Annotated in this window: 17 protein-coding genes; 9 read left to right on the forward strand and 8 right to left on the reverse strand. The window is 51.2% G+C overall.

What is annotated here, in order from left to right; all coding sequences use genetic code 11:
* Positions 1-264 precede the first annotated feature (264 nt).
* The 5 genes from hemA to KOI40_RS13035 all read left to right on the forward strand — a co-directional run bounded on the left by hemA (position 265) and on the right by KOI40_RS13035 (position 6,815).
* Positions 265-1,551 carry a glutamyl-tRNA reductase gene (hemA, locus tag KOI40_RS13015; RefSeq protein ID WP_216097958.1) on the forward strand — a complete coding sequence of 429 codons (1,287 nt, stop codon included), beginning with the start codon at positions 265-267 and terminating at the stop codon, positions 1,549-1,551.
* 103 nt (positions 1,552-1,654) lie between these two features.
* Entirely contained in the window at positions 1,655-2,737 is a 1,083-nt protein-coding gene (gene prfA, locus KOI40_RS13020; protein WP_216097959.1) for a peptide chain release factor 1, read from the forward strand.
* Between the two features lie 25 nt (positions 2,738-2,762).
* Positions 2,763-3,632 carry a peptide chain release factor N(5)-glutamine methyltransferase gene (gene prmC, locus KOI40_RS13025; RefSeq protein ID WP_304504221.1) on the forward strand — a complete coding sequence of 290 codons (870 nt, stop codon included), beginning with the start codon at positions 2,763-2,765 and terminating at the stop codon, positions 3,630-3,632.
* A 47-nt stretch (positions 3,633-3,679) separates the two neighbouring features.
* Positions 3,680-4,426: a HesA/MoeB/ThiF family protein gene (locus KOI40_RS13030; RefSeq protein WP_216097960.1), complete on the forward strand. Its 747-nt coding sequence runs from the start codon at positions 3,680-3,682 to the stop codon at positions 4,424-4,426.
* 88 nt (positions 4,427-4,514) lie between these two features.
* Positions 4,515-6,815, forward strand: a complete 2,301-nt coding sequence (locus tag KOI40_RS13035; RefSeq protein WP_216097961.1) for a putative bifunctional diguanylate cyclase/phosphodiesterase — start codon at positions 4,515-4,517, stop codon at positions 6,813-6,815.
* 65 nt (positions 6,816-6,880) lie between these two features.
* Here the strand turns inward: KOI40_RS13035 and holA are convergent, their stop codons facing one another.
* The 3 genes from holA to leuS all read right to left on the reverse strand — a co-directional run bounded on the left by holA (position 6,881) and on the right by leuS (position 11,231).
* Positions 6,881-7,933 carry a DNA polymerase III subunit delta gene (gene holA, locus KOI40_RS13040; RefSeq protein ID WP_216097962.1) on the reverse strand — a complete coding sequence of 351 codons (1,053 nt, stop codon included), beginning with the start codon at positions 7,931-7,933 and terminating at the stop codon, positions 6,881-6,883.
* Positions 7,914-8,480 (reverse strand): LPS-assembly lipoprotein LptE, encoded by a 567-nt coding sequence (locus KOI40_RS13045; RefSeq protein ID WP_216097963.1) that lies wholly within the window; start codon positions 8,478-8,480, stop codon positions 7,914-7,916. The genes holA and KOI40_RS13045 overlap by 20 nt, the downstream gene beginning before the upstream one ends.
* 129 nt (positions 8,481-8,609) lie before the next feature.
* Entirely contained in the window at positions 8,610-11,231 is a 2,622-nt protein-coding gene (gene leuS / locus KOI40_RS13050; RefSeq protein ID WP_216097964.1) for a leucine--tRNA ligase, read from the reverse strand.
* A gap of 534 nt (positions 11,232-11,765) precedes the next feature.
* Here leuS and KOI40_RS13055 point away from each other — a divergent pair.
* From KOI40_RS13055 to KOI40_RS13070, 4 genes are all read left to right on the forward strand, one after another.
* On the forward strand, positions 11,766-14,438 hold the full coding sequence (locus KOI40_RS13055; RefSeq protein ID WP_216097965.1) for a TonB-dependent receptor: 2,673 nt from the start codon (positions 11,766-11,768) through the stop codon (positions 14,436-14,438).
* A 220-nt stretch (positions 14,439-14,658) separates the two neighbouring features.
* Positions 14,659-15,576 (forward strand): N-acetylglucosamine kinase, encoded by a 918-nt coding sequence (nagK, locus tag KOI40_RS13060; RefSeq protein ID WP_216097966.1) that lies wholly within the window; start codon positions 14,659-14,661, stop codon positions 15,574-15,576.
* Between the two features lie 96 nt (positions 15,577-15,672).
* Positions 15,673-16,980: a sugar MFS transporter gene (locus KOI40_RS13065; protein WP_233710251.1), complete on the forward strand. Its 1,308-nt coding sequence runs from the start codon at positions 15,673-15,675 to the stop codon at positions 16,978-16,980.
* Between the two features lie 14 nt (positions 16,981-16,994).
* Entirely contained in the window at positions 16,995-18,503 is a 1,509-nt protein-coding gene (locus KOI40_RS13070; RefSeq protein ID WP_216097968.1) for a tryptophan halogenase family protein, read from the forward strand.
* Positions 18,504-18,615: 112 nt separating this feature from the next.
* Here the strand turns inward: KOI40_RS13070 and KOI40_RS13075 are convergent, their stop codons facing one another.
* From KOI40_RS13075 to KOI40_RS13095, 5 genes are all read right to left on the reverse strand, one after another.
* On the reverse strand, positions 18,616-20,589 hold the full coding sequence (locus KOI40_RS13075) for an alpha/beta hydrolase family protein (RefSeq protein WP_216097969.1): 1,974 nt from the start codon (positions 20,587-20,589) through the stop codon (positions 18,616-18,618).
* A gap of 45 nt (positions 20,590-20,634) precedes the next feature.
* Complete coding sequence (locus KOI40_RS13080) at positions 20,635-23,277, reverse strand: beta-N-acetylhexosaminidase (RefSeq protein WP_216097970.1); 2,643 nt, start codon at positions 23,275-23,277, stop codon at positions 20,635-20,637.
* Between the two features lie 94 nt (positions 23,278-23,371).
* A complete protein-coding gene (gene nagB, locus KOI40_RS13085) occupies positions 23,372-24,163 on the reverse strand; it encodes a glucosamine-6-phosphate deaminase (protein WP_216097971.1) in 792 nt (263 codons plus the stop codon).
* Positions 24,164-24,206: 43 nt separating this feature from the next.
* Positions 24,207-25,364 carry an N-acetylglucosamine-6-phosphate deacetylase gene (gene nagA / locus KOI40_RS13090; protein ID WP_216097972.1) on the reverse strand — a complete coding sequence of 386 codons (1,158 nt, stop codon included), beginning with the start codon at positions 25,362-25,364 and terminating at the stop codon, positions 24,207-24,209.
* A 159-nt stretch (positions 25,365-25,523) separates the two neighbouring features.
* Positions 25,524-25,865, reverse strand: a 342-nt coding sequence (locus tag KOI40_RS13095) for a substrate-binding domain-containing protein (RefSeq protein ID WP_216097973.1), incomplete at its 5' end; no start/stop codon positions are given.

Here is a 25,865-nt window from a genome sequence, read left to right on the forward strand (position 1 = left end):
CATAAACATTAGGACAACCATATCCCTGAAAGGTTGCTCTACTCAATAGCCAGTATAGGTTTGATTTTGCAGGAAAGGGAAAAAGCAGCCGATGAGGCCGGTTTTTGACCTGATTTCGTGCAGGATCTGCGAGTAATCCGGCGTTATCTTTGTAATAATAGGCGCCTGTTTGGGCTGGCCACTTGTCAGATGGTCGCTGTAACCGGAAAATCACGCCGCCCGAGTGGCGCATACCGACATGACTCCCGTGAACTCTATTACTCTATGACGCTTCTGGCTTTTGGCATTAATCACAATACCGCTTCTCTGGATATACGGGAGCGGGTGGCGTTTGCGCCGGAGCAGATGCGTGAGGCCCTGCTGCAGGCATGCAATTGTCCGGAACTGGACGAGATTGCCATCCTTTCAACCTGCAATCGCACTGAAGTGTATGCCCAGCTGTCGGCAGGCGCGACTGCGTCTCCGGACCAGGTGCAAAGCTGGCTGGCCAGTTATCACCAGCTGGAGCGCGAGGATCTGGATGCCTGTCATTACTGGTACTGCGATGGTGAGGCGATCGGTCATATGATGAAGGTCGCCAGTGGTCTGGACTCTCTTGTGCTGGGCGAGCCACAGATTCTGGGGCAGATGAAATCGGCTTATTCCGTGGCCTGTGATGCCGGAACGGTTGGCCGTTCCCTGCATAATGCCTTTCATCAGGTGTTTGGAATTGCCAAGCGCGTTCGCACCGAAACCGCGATTGGTGAAAACCCGGTTTCGGTTGCCTATGCCGCTGTGGCGTTGGCACAACAAATCTTTTCCGATCTCAAGCGTGATACCGCGCTGTTGGTTGGGGCCGGCGAGACCATTGAGCTGGTAGCCCAGCACTTATCGCAACAGGGAATCGGCCAAATCATCGTCGCCAACCGAACGCTGGAGCGAGCCAGCCAGTTGGCCGAAAGATTTAACGCCGAAGCTGTTTTGCTGGCGGACATCCCGGAACATTTGCACCGGGCTGATATTGTGATTACCTCGACTGCAAGTCAGTTGCCGTTATTGGGCAAAGGCGCTGTCGAGTCTGCCCTGAAAAAGCGTCGCCACAAGCCCATGTTTATGGTGGATATAGCGGTGCCCCGCGATATTGAAGCGGAAGTGGGCGAGCTGGATGATGTCTACCTTTACAGCGTTGATGATTTGCGTGAAGTGATCGATGAGGGCATGCGCTCCCGTCAACAGGCCGCTGAAAAAGCCTCGTCGATAGTGGCCGATGGCGTTGAGCAATACCTGCGTGAGCAGCGGGCTCTCGACTCGGTGTCCACCATCCGTGCCTATCGCCAGAAAGCGGAAGAGCTGCGCGATCAGGAATTGAGCAAAGCCCTAAAATCCCTTGAGGCCGGCACGGCACCGGAGCAAGTGCTTAACCAGTTGGCGCGCGGCTTGACCAACAAGCTCCTGCATGCCCCTACTACCCGCTTGAAGCAGGCTGGCGCCTCCGGCGACAATCACTTGCTTGACCTGACTCACGAACTGTTTGATTTGTCCCGCGGCGATAGCAAAGAGCGGGATTTGTAGCGACGCTACGGTTTCTTTCATCTCTACGCTGGTGACTCTGTTGGCAACGACGCGGCGCCATGCCAACATTTTCTTTTGAAATCGAATACCTGAGAACCACACTATGAAAGCTTCAATACTGGAAAAACTCGACAACCTGCAGGATCGCTATGACGAAGTCAGCGCGTTGCTCAGCGATGCGGGTATTATCTCGGATCAAAACAAGTTTCGGGAATTATCCAAAGAGTATGCCGAACTGGAACCGGTGGTGAAGTGCTTCAAGGAATACCGTCAGGTACTCGAAGATATTGAAGAGGCCAAAGGGCTGCTGAAAGACGGCGATGCGGACATGCGTGAAATGGCACAGGAAGAACTCAAGGACAGCGAAGAGCGTCTGGAGCCGTTAGAGGAAGAGTTGCAAAAACTGCTGCTGCCCAAAGATCCCAATGACGAAAAGAATGTGTTCCTCGAAATCAGGGCCGGTACCGGTGGCGACGAAGCGGCCATCTTTTCCGGCGATCTGTTCCGCATGTATTCCAAATACGCCGAGAGCCAAAAGTGGAAAATTGAAATTCTCAGTGAAAGCGAAGGCGATCACGGTGGCTATAAGGAAATCATTACCCGCGTGGTGGGGCAGGGCGTGTACTCCAAACTGAAATTCGAATCCGGTGCTCACCGCGTGCAACGTGTGCCGGAGACCGAATCTCAGGGACGTATCCATACTTCGGCCTGTACCGTTGCCATCATGCCTGAAGCCGATGAAATGGAAGAGGTGAACATCAACAAGGCGGATTTGCGTATCGATACCTTCCGGGCCAGCGGCGCCGGCGGTCAGCACGTGAACAAAACCGACTCGGCGATTCGCATTACCCACATTCCAACCGGTGTTGTGGTGGAGTGTCAGGATGAGCGTTCGCAACACAAAAACCGTGCGCGCGCCATGTCATTGCTGGCAGCTCGTCTGAAAAACGCACAGGAAGAAGTGGCGGCGAAAAGCATTGCTGACGAGCGGCGCAATCTGGTGGGCAGCGGTGATCGGTCAGAGCGAATCCGAACCTACAATTTCCCTCAGGGGCGTGTCACCGACCACCGTATTAACCTGACGCTCTACAAACTGGGTGAGGTCATGGAAGGGGATCTGGATGAAGTGGTGCAACCTCTGGTGAATGAATACCAGGCGGATCAACTGGCGGCTCTGGCGGAATAACCCCGACGGTCGGGCAGGGATCATCATGACAGACGTCTCGCAACCAATGACCATTCAGCAGTGCCTACTGCGCGCCCGGGAATTACCGGACAGTGACTCGGCCCGTCTCGATGTCGAACTGCTGCTTGCGTCGGTTCTGGAGCGTGATCGCTCTTACCTTTACACCTGGCCGGAAAAAATTCTGACTGAGCCTCAGCTCTCGGCCTTTGAAGCATTGCTGCTGGCCCGACGAGAGGGGCAGCCAGTGGCACACCTGCTCGGAGAGCGAGAGTTTTGGGGATTACCCCTCGCAGTGAATGATTCCACCCTGATACCCAGGCCAGATACAGAAACCCTGGTGGAGTCAGTACTGGATTTGGGGTTGCCCGATAACGCCAGGGTTCTGGATTTGGGAACCGGGACAGGAGCCATTGCCCTGGCCCTGGCCAGTGAGTACCCCGAATGGGTTGTGGTAGCCGTGGATTTTTCCTCGGCCGCCGTCGCACTGGCAGAGCGTAACCGGCGTGCTCTGGCTCTGGACAATGTTGAAATCTTCGCCAGCGACTGGTTTTCTCAGCTGACAGACCGCCGTTTTCATCTTATTGTCAGCAATCCGCCTTATATTGATGAGGATGACCCGCATCTGTCTCAGGGTGACGTGCGTTTTGAACCACTGTCTGCACTGGTAGCGAAGAATCAGGGATTGGCCGATTTACAACATATTATCGAGGCTGGACGGGATCATTTACTGCCCGGCGGTTGGCTCTTTCTTGAGCATGGATATACTCAGGGGGGCGCAGTCCGCGGTCTGATGGAGCAAGCGGGCTACGAAGGTGTTGAGACCCTGAGGGACTTCGGCGATAACGATCGGGTCACTCGCGGGCGCTCCCCGAACACAGGCTCTGCTGAGTGGTAGAAAAAGAGTAGCAGGGAAAAGAATCAAGTGACGGTGAATTTTCAGCCATGAACGATGAACAGCTCTTACGCTACAGCCGGCAGATCATGTTGCCCCAGTGGGACATTGGTGGGCAGGAAAAAATTCTAAACAGCCGGGTTTTGATCGTAGGGCTGGGTGGTCTGGGTTGTCCTGTAGCCATGTATTTGGCTGCGGCGGGAGTTGGGCAATTGGTGCTTGCCGATTTTGATGAGGTGGATCTGTCCAATTTGCAGCGTCAGATCGCTCATGGCAGCGCCGATATCGGGACTTTGAAAGCGGTGTCGGCCCAGAAAACCCTGAAAACACTTAATGACACGGTAGAGACCGTCGTAATTACAGAGCGATTGGACGAAATGAGACTTCATGAAGAAGCGAAATCGGCCGATGTAGTAGTGGATTGCAGTGATAACTTTTCTACCCGGCACGCCATTAACCGGGCCTGTGTAAGCAGTGGAACACCGTTGGTGTCGGGGGCTGCGATTCGGTTTGAAGGGCAGGTGGCGGTGTTCGACCCCAGAGATGAAGAGGCACCTTGTTATCGCTGCCTCTATGCCGAAGAGTCGGATGAGAATCTGAGCTGCTCCGAGAGTGGGGTGATTTCACCTCTGGTGGGGGTGATAGGCTCCATGCAGGCACTGGAAACGTTGAAAGTTCTGGCGCAGGTAGGCGAGACATTGACCGGAAAATTATTGATGTTTGATGGCCTGAGTGCCGATTGGCGAACACTTAAGCTTCCTCGTGATCCGGCTTGTCCAGTGTGCCATAAAAGCTGAAGTTAGATGGGGATTAGCTGGTGCAGGAAGTTGGGATGAGTCTCTTGCGTTGGTTGATTATTGAAATGGCGGTTATAAGTTGACAGATATGCAGTCGAAACCCGAGGCGAAGCACACGGCCGTTGAACTGATTCGCAAGTTCCAGCAGCTGTTCAAGGACCTGGACCACAAGCAAATTGCCGAGCGTTTGGTGACGTTGGTTGTGACTCAGCCGTTGATTCACCGCTGTGTGCTGGTCGTCTGTCGTGACAATAAGTTGCATGTTGAGTCGGTGGCCGAGAGCGGCTCATCAGTGAGCTTGTCAGCCCCGCTGGAAAGTTTTCAGAATCTACCGCAGGGTCTGATTCGCCAGGTGTTCCAATCCGGAGAGGCTGCGGACTTTTCAATTTCTACGGGTGCTGAACTGCCCCCGTCACTGAATCTCAGTGCCATCAAGTCGGAAGTAAACAGTGTGGCGGTTCAGCCTGTCGGTGATCAGGACAGCCCGGTGGCAGTATATTACTGTGAATCCAGAGAGGATCTGGCGCAGTTGCAAGTGGCTATGAAACGTCTGGAGAGCTTGTGGGCATTCAGTGGCCTGATGATTTATCAGGTCATACAGATGCGCCACTATGCCGATCAGGCTGATAAATTCAGAATTGCCGAGCAGGCACTCTGGGCCAGCGAAACCTATCTGAATGCGATCCTGTATTACTCCCCGGCATTGATTTCTGTGAAGGATCTCGATGGCAATGTGGTTTTGGCCAGCGACCATTTCAAATACATCGACGGAGTCTCGGACGAGGGTTATGTGGGCCGAAACATTCAGGATGTTTATTCTCCCGAGCTCGCCAGTAAAATCAATGCGGCGGATATGCAGGTCCTTGAGACGCTTGAACCCCTTGAGCTCGAGGAAGAAATCCGTCACAAAGATGGCTCCATGCATTCCTATTGGATGGTGCGTTTCCCTCTGAGGGACAAAAAGGGCAAAGTCTTTGGCCTCTGTAGCATCAGTACCGATATCACAGAGCGTAAAAACGCCCAGGACGCTCTGCGTGACCAGCAATCGCGTCTTAATTACATGGCGTTCCACGACTCGCTGACGTCTCTGCCCAACCGGGCACTGTTTTACGATCGCATCAACCACGGTTTGGCCAGAGCCCGACGCAGTGGCAATCGCCTGGCGTTGATGCTTCTGGATCTGGATCGCTTCAAGTACATCAATGACAGTCTTGGCCACGATGCCGGAGACTTGTTTCTGAAAGCACTTTCCAAACGCCTGGAAGAAAATGTACGCGATATGGACACGGTCGCGCGTCTTGGCGGGGACGAATTTGTACTGGTGCTTGAAGGGGTTCACTCTGACGATGATATTGCCTTTGTCGCTCGCAAGGTTCTGGCGAGCGTGGCAAATCCCATCAACGTCATGGAGCATGAAATCTCGACGACCGCCAGTATTGGTATCAGTGTCTTTCCGCAGGATGGTGATGAGGCGGACAGCTTGCTCAAACACGCTGATATTGCCATGTACAAAGCCAAAGAAGCGGGTAAAGACAATTTCAAATTCTATGCCGATGGTATGAGTGCGTCGGCCGTGAACTTCCTGCTGTTGGAAAACGATCTGCGACGTGCCATCGATACCGATCAGTTGCTGCTTTATTACCAGCCGCAGTTTGATCTGCAAACCGGCAGTCTGTTGGGGATGGAAGCACTTGTACGTTGGGAGCATCCCGAGCGAGGCCTGGTTTCTCCGGCCCACTTTATACCGCTGGCGGAAGAGACGGATTTAATTGTTCATCTCGGTGACTGGGTCTTGAGAGCCGCCTGTCAGCAGCAAAAGATTTGGTTGCGAGAGGGAAAATACAGCCAAAAGGTCTCTGTAAACCTCTCACCCAGGCAGTTGCGCGAGCGCAGTTTTACCAAGCGAGTGGCGGAAATTCTCAGAGAGACTGGACTGCCTGCCCGCTACCTTGAACTCGAAATTACGGAAAGCTCTGCAATGGAGCATGCAGGCCAAACCATCAACATGATGAATGAGCTCAATGCCATGGGAGTTTCCCTGGCGATTGATGATTTTGGCACCGGTTATTCATCTCTGGCGTACCTGAAGCGTTTCCCGATACAAAAGCTGAAAATCGATCGCAGCTTTATCAATGACATTGCCACTGATCAAAATGATGCCGCGATTGCAAAATCCATCATCAATCTCGCTCACAATATGGCCCTGAATGTGGTTGCCGAAGGGGTTGAGTATGAAGATCAGGCGGAATGGTTGCGCCAGCAAGGTTGCGATATGGTTCAGGGCTTTTTGTACGCCAAGCCCATGTCCGCTGCGTTGCTGGGACAGCATTTGCGGGGTGGTGAGTTTTATTCATCGGCGAATGTGGTGCCGCTCAATCAGCTGGCATAGAGGTAGGGGTATTGGCTGGTGCTGAAGTTCTGGTTTGCAGCGGCTGAGCTTGAAGGCTTCTTGGGTTAATTGATAGCCAAAGACAGCTTTTGTACCTGAGGTGACAAGCTGAAAGTGCCGCTCAGGTTCAGGGTTAAATCCATGAGTTCATCCCAGGCATCGGCACTGCGCAAACCCTTAATGGCCTTGTCGATTCCGTTTGCCTTGCGCAATAGCATTTGTAACTGAGACAACTTCAAGCGGCGCAGGGCGTTGGATACCAATGCTTTGCGCTTGTCCCAGACGCCGGCGCTTTTGGCAGCCCTGTCCAGCGGTTGTCCCTGTTGCATGGCGTGTGCAACCTGAGACAGCGTGCGAATTTCTCTGGCCAGTGCCCACAGGACAACGGTGGCGTCTGTTCCTTCCCCTTTGAGACCTTGCAGTGTGCGTACCGCCGCCCGGGCATCGCCGTGCAGGGCTTTGTCGATCAGGGTAAATACATCGTAGCGAGCGCTGTCGGCCACCGAGCCGGCAATCATTTCGGCGCTGATCTGGCCGTCGGCTGCCAACAGTTTGAGCTTTTCAATTTCCTGGGCGGCGGCGAGCAGATTACCTTCAATGCGTGCGGCCAGCATTTCAATCGCGTCGTGACTGGCAGTCATGCCTGCCTGCTGGATACGCTGATCAATCCAGCGCGGCAGTTGTTGCGGTGCAATAGGCCAGATCTGCACAAAGGCGGCGACCTTTTCAACGGCTTTGAACCACTTGCTGCGTTGGCTGCTGCCGTCCAGTTTGGGCATCACAATCAGCAGCAGTGTGTCTTCGGGAGGATTTTCACAATAGCTGATCAGGGCCTTGCCACCCTTATCGCCGGGTTTGCCATTGTCGATACGCAGCTCGATGATCTTGCGCTCGGCAAAGAGAGACAGGCTGTTGGCTGAGGTCAGCAGTTGATCCCAGTCGAAACTGGCTTCGGCATGATGCAGTTCGCGCTCGTTAAAGCCCGCTTTGCGTGCGGCCTGCCGAATCTGGTCGCAGCTTTCCTGCACCAGCAGGGGTTCATCCCCGCTGATCAGGTAGACAGGAGCCAGTTGCTTGCGCAGGGCTCCGTTCAGTTGATCAGGGCGCAGTTTGGCCATTGTTTTCAGTGTCGGCAGGAGCGTCAGTTGAAGGGCCCGAAGTGGATTGTTCCTGGGTGACAAAACGCAGACGACGCAGAATCTGTTGAACCAGGTTGTTGCGCATCTCCTGCTCAATCAGACGTTCTTCTTCAGCCTTGGCGACAACCGCATCTCGGTCAAACGTGTAAGAGCGGTAAGTTGTCGCATTGTTTGAAGCGATCACTTCACCAGCCTGATTAGTGATTTGGTAGTCGACACTCATATTGAGTTCGTATTCTGCTGCCAGCGCATCGTTGCCGACCGAGACCGTGCGGCGTTCGCGCTCCTCATTACCCAGGGCAATGCTGTATTGAGCTTCGGCGGAACTGTCGGTGGTAGCGACATGGTTGGATACCAGAGTGCGTTTCAGATCGGTGATCAGGGCACCGTGACTGTCTTCGGCAGTCACGTACACGCTCTCAAGGTCCATTGGCATACTCATGGAGCCCCTCAGGTGCCAGCCACAGGCGCTCAGCAGGGTCGCTGTTAATACCGTAGTTACGAGGGTGGTGAGCAATTTCTTCATAAAATATCCATTTTCTGATTATCTGTATAAGTCGGATAACGTCATCGCGAGGGGCAAAGCCATGTGACGAGCCATTAAGGCAATTCACCTTGTTGCTGTGCACGCTCGCGATGAACTCATCTTTCTGTGCTATTTCACGGCAAAAGTGACGAGCTTGCCGGGGATAACCTTGCACATTTTGATCTCTTTCCCTTCCAGGAATTTCTGCACATTGGCGTCGCTTTTGGCGAGTTCGATGATGCTGTCTTCGCTGGCATCGGCGGCAACGTCGAGCTTGGCCCGTACTTTACCATTAATTTGTACCACCAGTTGAATCGAGGTTTTGACCAGCGCTGCTTCATCGACCTGAGGCCACGGAGCATCGATCACCTGATCGCCGTTACCCAGCGTCTGCCAAAGGGCATGGGCAATGTGTGGCACGATTGGGGCCAGCAGTAAGGTCGCGGATTCCAGAGCTTCACGCTCAACCGCACGGGTTTCCGGTGTGGCGCGATCGGCATTGCGGTTGATTTCGTTCAGCAATTCCATCACTGCAGCAACGGCGGTGTTGAAGGTCTGGCGGCGACCGTAATCGTCGCTGACCTTGGCGATGGTCTCGTGTACCTTGCGGCGCAGGTCTTTCTGGCTGTCGTTCAGTGACTCGACAACGTCGGTGGACAGCTCGGCAACATCGCCGGCAGCCAGGTGGCCGTGAACCGCTTTCCACAGGCGGCGCAGGAAGCGGCTGGCGCCTTCAACGCCGGAGTCGCTCCACTCCAGAGTCTGCTCCGGGGGTGCGGCAAACATGGTGAACAAACGAACGGTGTCCGCGCCGTATTGGTCAACGGCGGTCTGCGGATCGATACCGTTGTTCTTGGACTTGGACATCTTGGTCATGCCACCCATTTCCAGCTCGCCGGCTTCCGGGTGAGTGGCCTTGATGACTTTACCCTTGTCGTCGCGTTCCAGTTCAACATCGGCCGGGTTGTACCAGGTTTTGCTGCCGTCGTCGTTTTGCTTGAAGAAGGAGTCGGCAAGCACCATGCCCTGACACAACAGTTGCTTGAAGGGTTCGTCAGAGTTAACCAGGCCTTCGTCGCGCATCAGTTTATGGAAGAAACGGGCGTACAGAAGGTGCAGGATTGCGTGCTCAATACCGCCCACATACTGATCTACCGGCAACCAGTAGTTGGCGCGCTCTGGATCCAGCATGCCCTGTTCGAAATCCGGACAGGTGTAGCGGGCGTAGTACCAGGAAGACTCCATAAAGGTGTCGAAGGTGTCGGTTTCGTGTTCCGTACCGGCACTGTGCCAGTCGGCTTTGCGCCACTCGGTATCCGATTTGATGGGGCTGTTGGTGCCATCCATGATCACGTCTTCAGGCAGTAAAACCGGCAGTTTTTCCATCGGAACCGGAATTTCGCCGCCCTCAGGCAGGTTCAGCATGGGAATAGGGGCACCCCAGTAACGCTGACGGGATACTCCCCAGTCGCGCAGACGGAAATTGGTTTTCACCGACCCTTTGCCGGCATCGTAGAGCGCTTTGGCAATGGCGTCGAAGGCCTTTTTAAAGGTCAGGCCATCGAACTGGCTGGAGTTGACCAGCTGAATATCGGTCTTGCGGGCGTACCACTCTTGCCATTCGGTACCCGAGAAATCGTTATCGCCCTTGGCCGTGCTGGCAATCACTTGTTTGATGGGCAGGTCGTACTTGTTGGCGAAGGCGAAATCCCGCTCGTCGTGAGCAGGCACGGCCATCACGGCACCTGAGCCGTAATCCATCAGTACATAGTTGGCGACCCATACCGGGACTTCTTCGCCGGTCAGCGGGTGAATGGCTTTCAGTCCGGTATCCAATCCCTTTTTGTCCATGGTGGCCATGTCGGCTTCAGCCACAGAGTTGGTTTTGCATTCCTGAATAAAGGCGGCCAGCTCGGCATTGTCTTCGGCCAGCTTCAGGCTGATGGGGTGCTCGGCAGCCAGGCTGACATAAGTCACACCCATCAAGGTGTCCGGGCGGGTGGTGTAGACATCAAAACTGCTGTGGCCGGCAACCGGAGTGGCCAGGTCAAAGGTCATCTCGACGCCTTTTGACTTGCCGATCCAGTTCTTCTGCATGGTTTTGACCTGCTCGGGCCAATCCGGCAGACCGTCGAGGCTGGTCAATAGCTCGTCGGCGTAATCGGTAATCTTGATAAACCACTGGGGGATTTCCTTGCGCTCTACCAGAGCACCGGAGCGCCAGCCACGACCGTCGATGACCTGTTCGTTGGCGAGTACCGTTTGATCCACGGGATCCCAGTTAACGGTGGCCATTTTCTTGTAAACCAGCCCTTTTTCGTACAGGCGGGTAAAGAACCATTGTTCCCACTTGTAATAGCTCGGCTGGCAGGTGGCCAGTTCGCGACTCCAGTCAAACCCAAAGCCCAGGCTTTTCAGCTGGCCTTTCATGTACTCAACGTTGCTGTAGGTCCATTTGGCCGGTGCGGTCTTGTTGGCAATAGCAGCATTCTCAGCTGGTAGGCCGAAGGCGTCCCATCCCATGGGGTGCAGAACATTTTTGCCCTGCATGCGCTGATAGCGGGAGATCACATCGGTAATGGTGTAGTTGCGCACGTGTCCCATATGCAGCTTGCCGCTGGGGTAGGGGAACATGGCCAGACAATAGAATTTTTCTTTGGATGCGTCTTCGGTTACTTCAAAACACTGTTGTGTGTCCCAGTCTTGCTGGGCCTGGGCTTCAATCGCCGATGGTTGGTATTGCTCTTCCATTGTCTCCGTGGACCTGTCTGTGAACCTGCAATTGGACGATCAGAGGGTAAATAAAGGACGTCTGATGTCGCGGGAATAAATGATACGTGAGAGCGTCGCACCTGTGTGGCCGGTGGAACGCCGCAAAGCGCAACATTATAGGCGCTGTCGAGTGAGAAAGCGATGCGGCATTACTGCCCGCTGCGACCTGTGACGCATGCGAGGGTTGTCATTACGAAAGTGGTTGCTCAAAAACTGAGCGAGTCGGGAGTGGGCCGCTGGAATTTTCAAGAAACCCAGACAGATCAAGTGGTTACAGCTGGTGCACCGTGCGAGGTTTGCGCACTCCACGAAGGCGCGGAATGCGGGTGCAGAGAGTTTACATGGATAATTGTTAAATATTGTTGACAACGTTGTCTTTAGGGGTGTAGTTTTGTTTTTAAGACAACGTTGTCCTCCTGCTCAAGGGTTAAAGAGGCGGGGAGTTGTTTTCCTAAATAACGATATTGCTAAAAGTTAAGAGCAAATGAACTCCAGGTCTGAGGAGACTAAATCATGGCGATAAATCTACGGGGTGCGATCCGGGCTATTAATAGTGCGGTTTTGGTTGGCGGTTCTTTAAGTGCGATGGCTTTGTCAGGTGCTGTTTTTGCGGCTGATGAAGACAAGCTGGAACGGATTGAAGAGATTGAGGTTTTGGGAATTCGCCAAAGCCTTCAGAAGAGTATGGACATCAAGCGCTTTTCAAGCTCTGTCGTTGATGCCATTACATCAGAAGATATTGGCAAGTTCCCAGACAAGAACGTCGCAGAATCTCTTGCGCGTATTCCTGGTGTTGCTATCTCCCGAGACTTCGGTGAAGGCCAGGGGGTGACCATTCGTGGTATGGAGCCTTCTCGTAACCTGACCCTGGTCAATGGACAGGCGGTTGGTACTTCCCAGTGGTTCGTTTTGGCTGATGCAACCCGTAACTTTAACTATGAATTGCTGTCTCCCGAGATGATTGGCTCGGTGGAAGTATACAAGTCCGCACAGGCGGATATTGATGAAGGTGGTCTGGGCGGCACGGTTATTCTGAACACCCGTAAACCTCTGGACTTGGATGCTAACACCATCAATTTGTCAGTGGATGCACAGTACAGTGATCTTTCTGAAGAGACCGATCCATCATTCTCTGGCTTGTACAGCTGGAAAAATGAAAGCGAAACGTTTGGTGCGATGATTGCGGTATCTCGTCAGGAGCGAACTGTACGACGTGAAACCACCGAGTTATTCACGCCTGCATACTTTACTCAGTACGATCGCGATTGGGATGCATCAACGAATCCTGCGACACCTTTCAATCCGCCTGCTGGTGAAACTGAGCAAGGTATGGTGCCTTGGGGTGTGGGTTCTGCATTATTTGAGCAGGAGCGTGAGCGCACCGGTGTTGATATCAACCTGCAGTGGGCTCCAACCGATGCTTTCACGACAGGGCTGCACTATTTCAATTCAGAAATGGAGGCTGATAACACCAACTCCAACCTGATTGGTATTCCTTTCCGCGGCGTGTTCGGGCCAAACAATGTTTCTGAGGGTACCGTTGAAAACGGTGTTATTACTGAGTTGGCTGTGGATGGTGGTGATCCGGCTGGTTGGGCAAACCATGTGGCTTTCGATAATATTTATCGTGATGGCTCGACCATGGAGACAGAAATCCTTGATCTGGAATTTGACTTCCAGGGTGATTCTTATGCTATCAGCGCGCAAGTGGGTACTACTTCTGGTAAGGGCGTGAACAACGATTTCTTTACGGAATTCTTCGCTTATTCCCAAGATCCACGCGTTAACTTTGATTTCTATAATCCGGGTGGTGATGCGCCATCGATCGACTATTCTCGCAGTCCATGGTTAAGCAATCCAACAGATCAAATGGCTCTTACTGGAGTATTTGATCAGACCAACAAGACCGATGATACTGAAGATTATGCTCAGGTTGATGTTAATTTTGACGTAGCTCTGGGGCCTGTGAATGAATTAAAGTTCGGGGCGAAAGCTCGTTCTCGTAGCTTTGAGCAAGAGCGTTACAAATCAGAAATGATGAACGGAGCCCCAGGTACTGAATCTCTGGGTTGGGCGGGCGATTTCGCTGCAGGAAGCTTTACTGTGGATCATGACGAGACCAGTATGGGCTCAACAACAGTATTTCTGCCGAACGAAGGCGCTATGCGAGATGCATTTTTTGGTCTCTCCACCTGTACCTCTGGCTCCACAACCCTGTGCCGTACAAAGTATTCTATCGAGCGAGCTTCTTCGTATGAGATTGATGAAGACATCAACTCAGTCTACGCCATGGCAAAGTTTGAAGGTAATCGTTTCCGCGGTAATGTGGGCCTTCGCTACGTAGAAACCGATACCACGTCCAGTGGCTGGGATCTGGCTAATGACAAAGCCATTTCAGCTGACGGCTCTTACGATAATGTACTCCCAAGCCTGAACTTTGTTTATGATCTGACAGATGACTTGCTGCTGCGTTTTGCTGCCGGTAAATCGATCTCTCGCCCCGCGCCGTTTGCTTTGTCTTACGCGGTTAACCTGACTCCGGAAACCAGTTCTGGTACTGCGGGTAATCCAGCATTGGAACCGGAGGAGGCAACGCAGTTCGAATTTGGTGCCGAGTGGTACTTATCTGATGCATCTTTGCTCAGTGCCACCATGTTCAAAAAAGATATTGAAGGTTATATCTACACGACTACCAAGTCAGGCACGATTAATGGTACCTACATTAATGCGTTAACTACCTTTGAAAACGGTGATAATGCAGGTCTGGAAGGGGTCGAGTTGAGTGCACAATACAGTTTCGACAACGGCTTTGGTCTGGGTGCTAACTATACCTATACCAATCAAACTGAGGGTGATGTTGCCTTCCCAATGTTGTCTGAAGATGTATTCAACGCAACAGCCTACTATGAAGGCAACAACTTCACAGCTCGCCTGAACTACAGCTATCGTTCCGAGTTTTTCAAGACTTTACAGGAAAACGGAGAGTTGCTGGGTGATGAGCAAGTCCAGTGGGATGCACAGATCTCGTATGCCATTACTGACAATATTACCTTGCGTGCGGAATTGCTGAATATTACCGATGAAACCATCGATGATATCTACCGTGCAGGCAATGGTCAGGAAGTCACCGGTACTCAAATCTATAACGGACGCCGTTTCTTTGTGGGCGCCAGTTTCAAGTTCTAAGCTTGAAGTTGGAGCGTTAAATACAGGATGGGCATTGATTGGTAGTATTTAAAGCAATGTCCTGACGGTCTGGTGCGAGTCACTTACCAGCATCAGATCCCGATCCAGGGATGGATCGGGTGTATAGCAAAAGGCTTATCATGCCTGCGTAACCTGTAAGTTAAAGAATTTAATTGATTGCCTGGTTTAAAACTTTAACGGGCGGTCAAGAGGTTTGGAAATGTCTTCCACAGTAATAACAGATGACACTTTATATTTGGGTGTGGATGGCGGTGGCACAAAGTGCCGTGCCTGTCTGGTGTCATCCTCAGGAGAGATACTGGGTGTAGGGCTGTCCGGGCCTGCTAACCCATTGCATGGTTTAACCCGGACTTTGGCCTCGATAACTGAAGCTGCTGAGCAAGCCCTGGAATCAGCGGCCGTTTCGCCTGCAAAGATGAATGAAATCATCGCAGGTGTAGCACTTGCCGGTATTAATTTGCCGGGTATGTTTGCTGCAATGAAAGAATGGCAGCATCCGTTTGCCGAGATGTATTTAACCACTGATCTTCATGCCGCCTGTTTGGGAGCTCATCGCGGTGGTGATGGCGCTGTCATTGTTGCTGGAACCGGGTCCTGTGGTTTTGCCTCGGTAAAAGGTGAAAGTGTGACCCTGGGTGGCCATGGCTTTTTACTGGGAGATATGGGGAGTGGAGCCTGGATGGGACTGGAAGCCATCAAAGCCGTTTTGATGGCAGAGGACGGTTTATCCGGGTCGACGGAGCTGGTCGATAAAGTCACAGATATCTATGGCGTTGATGGCTTAAAGATCGTCGAAACTATGAGCAAAGCGTCTTCTTCTGAGTTCGCCAGGTTAGCGCCATCTGTCTTGGCAGCTGCCGTTGCCGGTGATGAGGTGGCGACGACCATTGTGAAGCAGGGCGCTGGCTATATTGATCGTCTGGCTAAAAAACTGCTTTTACTGGAACCGCCCCGACTGTCAATGTTAGGGGGGATTTCCGCTCCTTTACAAAAATGGTTGTCAGCGGAAGTTGCTGAGAAAGTAGAGCAGCCTTTGGATCAGCCTGAAATGGGAGCAGTGTACTTTGCCCGGGAGCGTCATAAAGAACGTATTTCTCAGGTGAGTGCGGTAGTCTGAGCTGCCATGTGAGAATTGAAAGAAATAACGTTAAAGGCTCACCTTGTAGGTGAGCTGTAAAATAATATTTATAAAGGTGAGCAGATGGATACAGTAATGAGTCAAACGGAGAAGCAGGGAGCGAGCTTTATGCCTATGTTTATTGTAGGCACATTGTTCTTTATCTTTGGCTTTGTAACCTGGTTGAATGGCTCTCTGATTCCATTCTTGCAAATTGCCTGTGAACTGACTCACATGGAGGCCTATCTGGTCACCATGGCTTTCTATATATCCTACACGGTGATGGCACTGCCAATGTCGGTGATTCTTCGCCGTACGGGTTACCGTAAGGGAATGATGCTGGGTTTGATCATCATGGCTGTGGGGTCGTTGATCTTCATTCCTGCAGCAGAAGCGCGGATGTTCAGTATTTTTCTCGTTGCTTTATTTGTTCTTGGAACTGGATTAACGATCCTTCAAACCGCTTCAAATCCCTACATTGTACATATTGGTCCACACGAAACCGCTGCGGTTCGAATCAGTATTATGGGGCTGATGAATAAAGGTGCGGGTATCGTTGCACCCCTGGTGTTTACCGCTTTTATCCTTAGTGACATGTCCCAGTTCACTGAAGAACATCTGGCGACGCTGGATCCAGCTCATAAGATTGCAGAGCTGGAAGCGTTGTCATCCAGACTGGTTATGCCTTATCTGGTCATGGCGGGTATGTTGTTGGTGCTGGCTGGATTGGTCCATTTCTCTCCACTTCCTGAGATTGCAACTGAAGAAGATGGCGACAATGTACCGTCTCGTAAAGTGACTCAGCATCCAAACCTGATTCTTGGTGTGGTTGCCCTGTTTTTCTATGTCGGCGTTGAAGTTATTGCCGGCGATACCATCGGTTTGTTTGGTAAAGAGATGGGCGTGACCAATTTCGGTCAGTTAACCTCCTACACCATGGTGTTTATGGTGACGGCCTATATCGTGGGCATGATGGTCATCCCTCGCTGGATCAAACAGGAAACAGCATTGGTAATCTCCGCAATTTTGGGGCTGCTGCTTTCTATCCTGGTGATGTTTGGCAGCGGTGAGAGTTATGCGGTCTGGAATGCGCTTTTCGCCTGGACGGGTGTACCTGGGATTCCAAACGTTGTGCTTTTTATTGCACTTTTGGGCTTTGCAAATGCCTTGGTTTGGCCAGCAATCTGGCCGATGGCGCTGGCTGGCCTGGGCTCCTTGACCAGTACCGGTTCTGCGCTGCTGATTATGGCAATCTCAGGTGGTGCCATATTCCCGTTTCTTTATGGCGCCATCGCGGATACCACAGGTGATTCACAGAGCGCCTACTGGATTATGATTCCGTGTTATCTGTTTATTCTCTTTTATGCACTTAAAGGACATAAGCTGAAAAGCTGGGGCCGTTAACAGGTATCGGATCGATGAGCAAACCGGAACATATAGTTGTTGTTGGTGGTGGCACTGCGGGTTGGATGGCCGCCTGCTTGTTAAATCATGCCTGGGGTGAGGGTGAGCAGCCAACGAGGGTCACGCTTATCGAATCAGCTGATATTGATACCATAGGTGTGGGCGAGGGCTCCACGCCTTATATGAGAGAGTTTTTCAAGCGCTTGGGCCTTGCTGAAAAAGATTGGATGCCGGCATGTAGTGCCACCTACAAGTGCGGCATCAGCTTTCCAGAATGGTCCACCAAGCCTGGGTTTGAAAGCTATTTTCATCCGTTTTTCTCCCGTATGGATTTGGAACCCGCTGCAGATTTCTTCCGGAATTGTAATTTACGTCGGCGTGGGCAACGTGTGTCAGCCCACCCGGATGACTATTTCGTGGCTGCAGAGCTGGCCCGACAGAAGAAATCACCGATACCTCGTCAGGCATTTGCTTATGAACATGACTATGCTTATCACTTTGATGCGGGTCGTCTTGCGACTTTTTTAAAGAATTATGCCCGCGAACGTAATGTGCATCATGTTATTGATAACGTGTTGGAAGTCATCACAGCGGAAGCTGGTAATATCTCTCATCTGGTCACTCAGAATCACGGAGAGCTAGCGGCAGATTTGTTTTTTGATTGCACAGGTTTTGCTTCCTTGTTGATGGGTAAGACACTGGATGAGCCGTTTATTTCTTATTCAGATGTTTTGTTTAATGATCGGGCAGTAGCCATGCCTACACCTTTGGATACGAGTAAACCTATACCCTCTGAAACTGTCTCCAAAGCTGCCAGTGCCGGTTGGATGTGGCGTATTCCTCTGACTACGCGATACGGCAACGGGTATGTGTATTCTTCACAGTACTTGTCTGAAGACGAGGCCGAGTCGGAACTGAGGAATAAACTTGGTGCCGAAGCTGAAGGCATTGAGGCGCGGCATTTGAAAATGCGTGTTGGCCGGGTCTCTCAGCACTGGAAGGGTAATTGTGTCGCTGCAGGTTTGTCGCAGGGGTTTATAGAGCCTTTGGAAGCGACGGCTATCGGTCTTATCCAATTTACCATTGAGCAATTTATTGCCAATTTTGAGAAGGGTGAATTCACTGATGCCCAACGACAAGGCTTTAATGATAGTGTCAATAAGGCGTTTGATGGGACCAGGGATTATGTCTCACTGCATTATCGCTTGAATTCACGTGAGGATTCGCAGTATTGGAAGGATAATCGAGAAATTGCCAAAACCTCTGCCAGTCTCACGCATTTGATCGAGGCCTGGAAGCAAGGTGAGGATTTTGATGCAGCACTGGCTGTAGAAAAGTCTTATCAAATTTATATGCGCCCATCCTGGTATTCGATTTTTTCCGGAATGGGCTGCTATCCCGATTTTGAAGAGAGTGTCCCGGAATACACTCTGTCGGCTGAAAGAGCAAGACGCCTGTGTCATCGGACGGCTAAAAAATTCGAAACTCATCAAGCCAGTTGGCTTATGGCTATGGGAAATTAGATCTTTTTTTGTTCTCCTGTCTGTAAGGTCTTAGGGTAAATATACATTTACCCTTTTTTTTTACCTGGTTTCTTGTCGGGTATTGTCAGGTTTTTCTTGAGAAGAGAAGGGTTTAGTTCTCGCCAATATGGGAGTTGATAAATTCAATGGTTTGCTGCAAGGCTCTTTGTCTACCTGCTTCGCTCATTAAGTTATGATTTTCGTTATCCAATTCAATGAATGTGACTTCTTTTTGGGCTCGTTTTAGGCTTTTATACATTTCTTCTGATTGACGGGATCTAACAACTTCATCGTTTTCCCCATGAATCAGAAGAACAGGAGCCTGAAACTTCTCTGAGAGATTTACGGGGGATATACTTTCAAGTTGTTCCTCGGTCAGATTGTTGTTGGTAATGATGTTTTGCCAATAGTTGTGATTGATAGAGTCTTTTCCGTGCTTGAATTCTTCTGTATCCAATAGCTTCACTAAATTGCCAATGCCATTTATGGACACAATACACTGATATAGCTCGGGAGTGAGGGCGCCACCTGCCAGAGCGGCATATCCGCCGTAGCTTGCGCCAACGATACAGACTCTTTGTGGGTCAATAATGCTTTGTCTGGATAAAAATTGGACACCATCGGTAATGTCATCCTGTATCTTTTTCCCCCATTCTCCATATCCTGCTTTGGCAAAACCTGCCCCAAAACCGCTGGAGCCACGGTATTGTGGCTGGAGAACCAGATAACCCTGATTGGCGAAAGCCTGTGCGATCCAGTCAAACTGAATCGGATCGTAAGCTTCAGGACCACCGTGGGGAAGTATGATGGCAGGCAAGTTTTTTAAGGTTTGAATCTTGTCTCTGGGAACTGTAAGCAGGGCCGGAATGTTAAGGCCGTCCCGAGACTGATACTGGATCGGGGTTACAGGATGAATGGCATTTTCAGCAATGTTGGGGCGTGTGGATCCCAGGTGCACGGGATTCCTGGATTTTGAAAACAGAAAATAATCACCGGAATAGCTTGGTCCTTCTACATAGATCAAGACTTGTCCCAGATTTTGATTGAAGTCTTCCAAATGTACAGATTGCTGAGGAAACTGTTCCACAATCTGATCGATCTGTGTTTGAAGTTCTGGATCAAACATGTGATAGCTGGGGTTAAACCCAGTGTATTTGATACCCTGAGCCACACGATTGAAGTCCGTGATGATACTTTCAATATCGGCATGGGCTTTACCATATGCTGTTTTTTGCACCTTGCCATCTTGCAGTGACATTTCATAGTAAGAGTCATGTCCTGTTTGGGGATCTTTGCGGATGGCAATAATTGATTTCAGTGTAGGAGTGAGAGCAACAAACTGATAGCTGGGTAGAGGGGTCTGTTCTTCAAAAATAACTTTTTCGGTTTCTTCATGGTGGACGATAACAGAGTGCTGACCTTTAAGTCTGTTATAGATAATTTCGACAATGACTTCCCCATCCGTATTGATAAAATAATCTTTTGTGTGATCGCTTCCTTTTTCATGGATTTTAGGGCCTTTGGGGCTCGATAGATCCACTCTGAGCAATGAGTATTTGGGCGTCGGATCAGAATTTGATTTGCCTACATACGCCGGCATGTAGATTTCATCTTTCTCTATGTTGATACCGATAATGCGCCCGGATCCGGTTTGACCCTTATAGATAACATCGCCGGGCGTGAGAAGTTGTAGAGGCTTGCTGTTGTGCTTGTCCAACAGGAATGCGGTTTGTAAGCTGAATGCTCTGCGATAGCCTGGTAATTTCTTATAGTGTGAACCGATCAGAACAAGTCGCTGCTCATCAAGAAAAGAGAGTTTGTAAGGCAATACGGCAGAAATGTCGTACGCAGCCTCCATTTTTTTCTTCTCCCGGGAATAGATAACGACTACATCCGAGTCGCCCTTGGTATTCCTGAATGCGATATGTTTACCACTGGGGGACAGCGTCATTAGTTGTAGAGCCGGCAGTGAACCATAGTCGCTTATCGATGGTCCAGTGGTACTGGCTGCGTCCAGATAGCTGGGCGAAAGAATCATAAGCGCCAGCAGGCACTTGGCTTTTGTTGTGACTTTCTGTCTAAACATCCTTGCTCCTTCCCAAGTGGATACCGTTCTTATTTTCTCGAAGCGTTACTGTTGTTTGAAATCGCTCCCTGTGGACAGTGCACGACCATTACGCTTGTTATCCGCCGATTGAGCTCTTATTAAAGGGGTTCCGGTTGCACTGATCGGGGCGTGATAGGAGTGCCAGTTTTTAAACGTGTCCTGATATTGAAGTGGTAACCCTGGCAATGGAGATTTCAGTTGCAGTTTGCCGTCGATGATCTTTGCTCCCACTGTTGGGATGCGATAGGCCACTCGATACAGATCGAGTTTGGGTAATTCCTTTTGTGCGAGTGTATTGGCAAACAGGTTCCATTGCTGATCCCGTAGTTCTTTGGCTTCAGCGCTAAAATGGTTGCTGTCCGGCGAATAGGTTTGTCCACTGTAGTTGTAATTCAGTTCCCACTCTGCTTTATGCCAGGCACGCTCGGCAAGCGCGGTCAGTCGTGGGAAGATCATGTAATCTGCCTGTTGATCGGTGCGGGTCACTTCGGTCCACAGGTGCCCTTGTAGTCCATAAAATTCTGCCCCTTTGCTTAAATGGCTGTCGGTATCATCCAGAACCATTGGGTTGCCCAGCCGGTCTGGCCACAGTTCGGCATGAGCGGGAAGGTTGTCTGGCATAAAATCAAAAACCTGTTCGACACTGGTGGCACGGCTGCCCCAGTAATAACCCCTTTCCATCGGGTCAGCAGTGTAAGGAAAATCAAAGTAGGTGACATCGGGTGTGGAAATCACCACTTGCCACTGACGATTGGCTTGTTCGTGGGCGCTGTTATGGCCATCCCAAAACAGAGGTGTCCAAGCGTTGGATTGTACGGTTGAGGGCATGTTCTCAGCCCGTGTCGCTGACATGCCGTCGTTCCAGCCAGCGGGCACAATGCCCTTGTCAGCGACCATGTTGGAAACTCTTTCGATAAAGTAACCGGTCAGGTCATGGGACGTTTTCAGATTGAGAGAAGGATCGTTCAGCAAGGCCTGACACGCAGGAGACTCTATCCATGCACCTGCAGTTTCATCCGCCCCGATATGGTAACGAGTTAATGAAACTCCAGCCTCTTGATAGACCGCTTGAACATCGTTGAGTACTTTATCGATAAACCGATAGCTGGAATCCAGACAAACATTAATGGTGTTGTCGTGATAAAACTGAACCGATTCGTATTGTGTTGTATCTTCAGGATCAATTAACCGGTATTCAGCGGCTTCAGACGCTTTTTCTTCAGACATCAGTCGTTGGTAGCGGGCTTCCATGGATACTACGGCGGCACGGGAATGGCCGGGCATATCGAAAGAAGGAATGACTTCAATGTGCCTTGCCCGTGCTGCCTGCAGTATTTCTATAAAGTCTTCCCGAGTGTAATAACCGTTGGCTTGATTGTCAGGATTGGGACCACTGCCCAGTTGTGGTATCAGGCACCGGGTTTCGGCGGGATCGTGGCAGCGGCGACTGCCGATGTCAGTCAGTTCTGGCAGACCATTAATGGCCAGTCGCCAGCCTTCATCATCACCCAGATGCAGGTGTAAACGATTCAGTTTGTAACGAGCCATTTGCTCCAGCAGATGGACGACGTAGTCTTTGTCCCGAAAATTGCGTGCCACGTCCAGATGCATTCCGCGAAACGGGTAGCGTGGGCTGTCTTCAATACTCAGTTGTGGCACGTGTGTGCTGTCAGAAAACAATAAGCTGGCCAGTGATCGTAACGCGTAGACAGCCCCCGTGGTGTGGTTCATCTGGATTTCAATACCCTGATTGTTGATGTCCAGCCGATACCACTCCGGGGAGTCATGTGCTTCGCTGACTTGTGTGAACGAGACTGTGATACCTGCGTCTTGTTGTTTTACTCCGTAGCGTTGAAGTTCGGCAAGAGGTGGCGCAAGGCTGGCGTCATCCGGAATGTCGCCGGTCAGTTTAATGCCGTCTGCCAGTGACAGCTGCTCATCGGTGAAGGTAACCTTGGCCGGTGTTGGAATGATCACGCGGGAAAGTTGTTGTCTGGGCAGGGTGTGTGTGGTGATACTGTCAAACAGATGATGGCTGGTTGCCAGTTCTGTTTGATCCTGAGGGGTGCGTTTCAGATGCTTTTCGTGATTGACGAATTTGCCGGCATGGGGAAGTATCTCCAGTCCGGTATCGGGATCCTGTTGTGGTATCGTGCTTGCAACAATTTCGGGTTTCAGCTCGCCGCTGACGAGATAATAGTTGGGCATGATATCGGTTTTGGATAAATGCCAATAGCTGCCGTAAAACGGAACCGAGATCGCTTGTCCCGGTGATATGCCTTTAAAATCCGGTCCGGGTTCCAGCCTGTGCAAATCACCATTCACGTGAGTCACAGTAAATTCAGTACTTTCAATAGACTGAATAGGGGTCATGTCTGAAAAGTACATGGCCCAGTCTTTTGAGAAGATACCTTCGTCGGTGCTCAGTTGGAGCTCTCCTCGAAAACAGAAACCATCAGCTCGTTGCGGGTCGCATTTTTTTTCGGTGGTATTGTCGATCACTTGATATTGCACCTGCAGTGTATCCGCCATGGCTGCCAGTTGCTGCTGATTCAATGACTGAGGCTGTTGAATCGATGGCTCAGGAAGGCAGCCAGTAATACCGGCGCTGATGAATATGACCAGGGTGGTTTTACGGAATAACGTGCTTACAGTACGAATCGACATGATGATCTTCTCAATGGCAGAGCGGTTCAAATCACTGGTTGTTCATTGCGGGTAAGGGCGTGGTGCTGACAACGAGTCAGAACCTGTTAAGTGGTCAGTTACCCAGCTGTGCCAGCAGTTTTTGGTTTTCGCGTTCAATGTGTTTGTAAAACTCCCTGTGCTCCAGATTGGCCGCGGCGGCTTCGTCAATAACAATGACCGCGTTTTGATGCATCTGCAAAGCTGAGGCCGGGCATGAGGCGGACATCGGGCCTTCAACTGCACGATAGATCGCATCGGCCTTACTGCTGCCCGTCGCCAGCAGGACGACCTGTTGGCTGTCCAGAATAGTGCCTATGCCCATGGTGATTGACAGGTGAGGCTGGTATTCGTCTTCGCTGAAAAAACGGGCGTTATCGTCAATGGTTTCCTGAGTGAGAGTTTTCACACGGGTGCGAGACAGCAGGCCGGAGGAGGGTTCGTTAAACCCTATGTGCCCATTGCGACCAATGCCAAGCAATTGGATATTGATGCCGCCACTGGCAGCGATCATTTGCTCGTACTCGTCACAGGCCTGTATGGGATTGCTGGCGCTACCAGGCGGCACATAAGTACGGGTTTTATCGATGTCGATGTGATCGAACAGTTGTTGATTCATGAAGTGGCGATAACTTTGAGGGTGATCACCTTCCAGTCCAAGGTACTCATCCAGGTTGTAGGTGGTGACATCACGGAATGAAATTTCGTTTTTCTGATTGGCATCGATCAACTTTTGGTAAAGCGCAACCGGTGTCGAGCCCGTGGCCAATCCGAGCACAGAATGTGGCTGCTTTTTCAGCTGACGGATGAAAATCTGTGCTCCGTATTCTGCTACGGCTTCCGGTGAGTCTAAAATAACAACTTGCATGATGAGATCCTGAATTCGCCCAGCGAAGTAATTGTGTCTGCGGTTAAATATGTGTTTGTGATTGCCCGGCTAACCAGGTTTGGGTGACCTTGAATGCGTCAGTGAAATGAACCAGATCAGCACGATAGCCACTGCGAATACGCCCTAGGGTGTCGGAGTGACGAATCATTTGCGCGGGATAAAGCGAAGCCATTCTCAAGGCTTCTTCCAGTGAGATACCGACCTTCTCGACACAGATTCTTACACCGTCAATCATGCCAATAGCACTGCCTGCCAGGCGTCCTTCGGCATTGATGAGGCGCCCGCCCTGTTCGGTGATGGTTTCGCCGTAGATGTCGAAACTTTTTTTCTCGCTGCCGACGGTGGCCATGGCGTCGGTCACCAAAAAGAGTTTGCCGGCCGGTTTGGCTGCGAGGGCGACGGCTATGGAGAGCGGATGCACATGGTGTCCATCGGCAATGATTCCGCACCAGCTTTCGCGGTCCGCCAGTGCTGCGCCTACCACACCGGGATCGCGCCCGGTCAGCGGACGCATGGCGTTGTATAGGTGGGTAAAGCCTGTCAGACCTTCCGAAAGGGCTTTCTGGATGGTTTCGGTATCGGCATCGGTGTGACCGGCACAGACTAAAATGCCAGCGTTATTGAGTTGTGCTATTTGTCCTGCCTGAGTGGTTTCAGGAGCCAGAGTGAGGACAATCGTCATTTCGGGATTGTTTTTGCTGGCGTCGATAATCCAGTTTAAGTCCCGGGCCTTTGGGGCGTGGATGTATTCCGCTTTGTGCGTGCCGCGTCTGTCGGGATTAAAGAACGGGCCTTCGATGTGGACGCCGAGAATCCCTTTCATTGAATGGGCAATGGCTTGTTGCACCGCCTTTACACCGGCCTGTAACTGCTCAGGAGTATCGCTGATCAATGTCGGCAGCATACTGGTCGTGCCCGTTGCCCGGTGGCCTTTTAGCATTGTCTCAATGGTTTCGGTGTCGGGTGCGTTATTGAACAGTACGCCACCACCACCGTTGACTTGCAGATCAATGAAGCCTGGCGCCAGTACGCCGCCATCCAGTTCAATGCAGTCGATATCATCAGGCAGTTGATCGCAGGGCAGCAGGTGTTCTATGCACTCGCCATTGAGGACAACAGCATAGTTGTCGAGGCATTGATAGCCATCAAAGATACGGGCACCAGTCAGGGCTTTTAGCATCGATTTTTGCTCTCGGAATGTTGTTTGAGTATTTATGACCAAGCATTGATCACCACTGTAACAGACTATTGTTTTTGGGACAACGTTGTCTTTTGTGGCTTTGAGTGTGGCGGAATTATCCGGTTCTGAGGATAAGAATAGCCGCTGTCCTGGAAGGATTTAACCGGGTTTGGCTGTAGAGTCGCGCACCACCAGTTGGGGGAGAAACGCGCTTTCGATGTTCTGATCCGGGTTTTCACCGCTTCGTGTCGTGCGGGTAGACTGGATCAGCAGAGCCGTGGCGCTGGCGGCAATGTCACTGTTTGGCTGGCGAGCCGTGGTGAGTTTGGGCCAGGTCTGGCGGGAGAAAGGGCTGTCTTCGAAGCCGACAATGAATAGCTGGCTGGGCACTTCAACACCTTGGAGACGTGCCGCAAACAGAGTACCCGCGGCAATTTCATCGTTACAGGCAAAGATGGCACTGGGGGGATTGTCCTGATCCAGCAATTTTTGAGTTCGCTC

The organism is Pseudomaricurvus albidus (assembly GCF_018863235.1).
Classification (GTDB): Bacteria; Pseudomonadota; Gammaproteobacteria; order Pseudomonadales; family Cellvibrionaceae; genus Pseudomaricurvus; species Pseudomaricurvus albidus.

What these genes read in the sequence shown, in the direction of transcription:
- KOI40_RS13065 (WP_233710251.1), top strand. Translation starts at nt 15,673, where the DNA reads ATGAGTCAAACGGAGAAGCAGGGAGCGAGCTTTATGCCTATGTTTATT.
- hemA (WP_216097958.1), top strand. Translation starts at nt 265, where the DNA reads ATGACGCTTCTGGCTTTTGGCATTAATCACAATACCGCTTCTCTGGAT.
- prfA (WP_216097959.1), top strand. Translation starts at nt 1,655, where the DNA reads ATGAAAGCTTCAATACTGGAAAAACTCGACAACCTGCAGGATCGCTAT.
- KOI40_RS13075 (WP_216097969.1), bottom strand. Translation starts at nt 20,589, where the DNA reads ATGTTTAGACAGAAAGTCACAACAAAAGCCAAGTGCCTGCTGGCGCTT.
- KOI40_RS13045 (WP_216097963.1), bottom strand. Translation starts at nt 8,480, where the DNA reads ATGAAGAAATTGCTCACCACCCTCGTAACTACGGTATTAACAGCGACC.
- KOI40_RS13030 (WP_216097960.1), top strand. Translation starts at nt 3,680, where the DNA reads ATGAACGATGAACAGCTCTTACGCTACAGCCGGCAGATCATGTTGCCC.
- prmC (WP_304504221.1), top strand. Translation starts at nt 2,763, where the DNA reads ATGACAGACGTCTCGCAACCAATGACCATTCAGCAGTGCCTACTGCGC.
- leuS (WP_216097964.1), bottom strand. Translation starts at nt 11,231, where the DNA reads ATGGAAGAGCAATACCAACCATCGGCGATTGAAGCCCAGGCCCAGCAA.
- KOI40_RS13080 (WP_216097970.1), bottom strand. Translation starts at nt 23,277, where the DNA reads ATGTCGATTCGTACTGTAAGCACGTTATTCCGTAAAACCACCCTGGTC.
- KOI40_RS13035 (WP_216097961.1), top strand. Translation starts at nt 4,515, where the DNA reads ATGCAGTCGAAACCCGAGGCGAAGCACACGGCCGTTGAACTGATTCGC.
- nagK (WP_216097966.1), top strand. Translation starts at nt 14,659, where the DNA reads ATGTCTTCCACAGTAATAACAGATGACACTTTATATTTGGGTGTGGAT.
- nagB (WP_216097971.1), bottom strand. Translation starts at nt 24,163, where the DNA reads ATGCAAGTTGTTATTTTAGACTCACCGGAAGCCGTAGCAGAATACGGA.
- KOI40_RS13070 (WP_216097968.1), top strand. Translation starts at nt 16,995, where the DNA reads ATGAGCAAACCGGAACATATAGTTGTTGTTGGTGGTGGCACTGCGGGT.
- nagA (WP_216097972.1), bottom strand. Translation starts at nt 25,364, where the DNA reads ATGCTAAAAGCCCTGACTGGTGCCCGTATCTTTGATGGCTATCAATGC.
- KOI40_RS13055 (WP_216097965.1), top strand. Translation starts at nt 11,766, where the DNA reads ATGGCGATAAATCTACGGGGTGCGATCCGGGCTATTAATAGTGCGGTT.
- holA (WP_216097962.1), bottom strand. Translation starts at nt 7,933, where the DNA reads ATGGCCAAACTGCGCCCTGATCAACTGAACGGAGCCCTGCGCAAGCAA.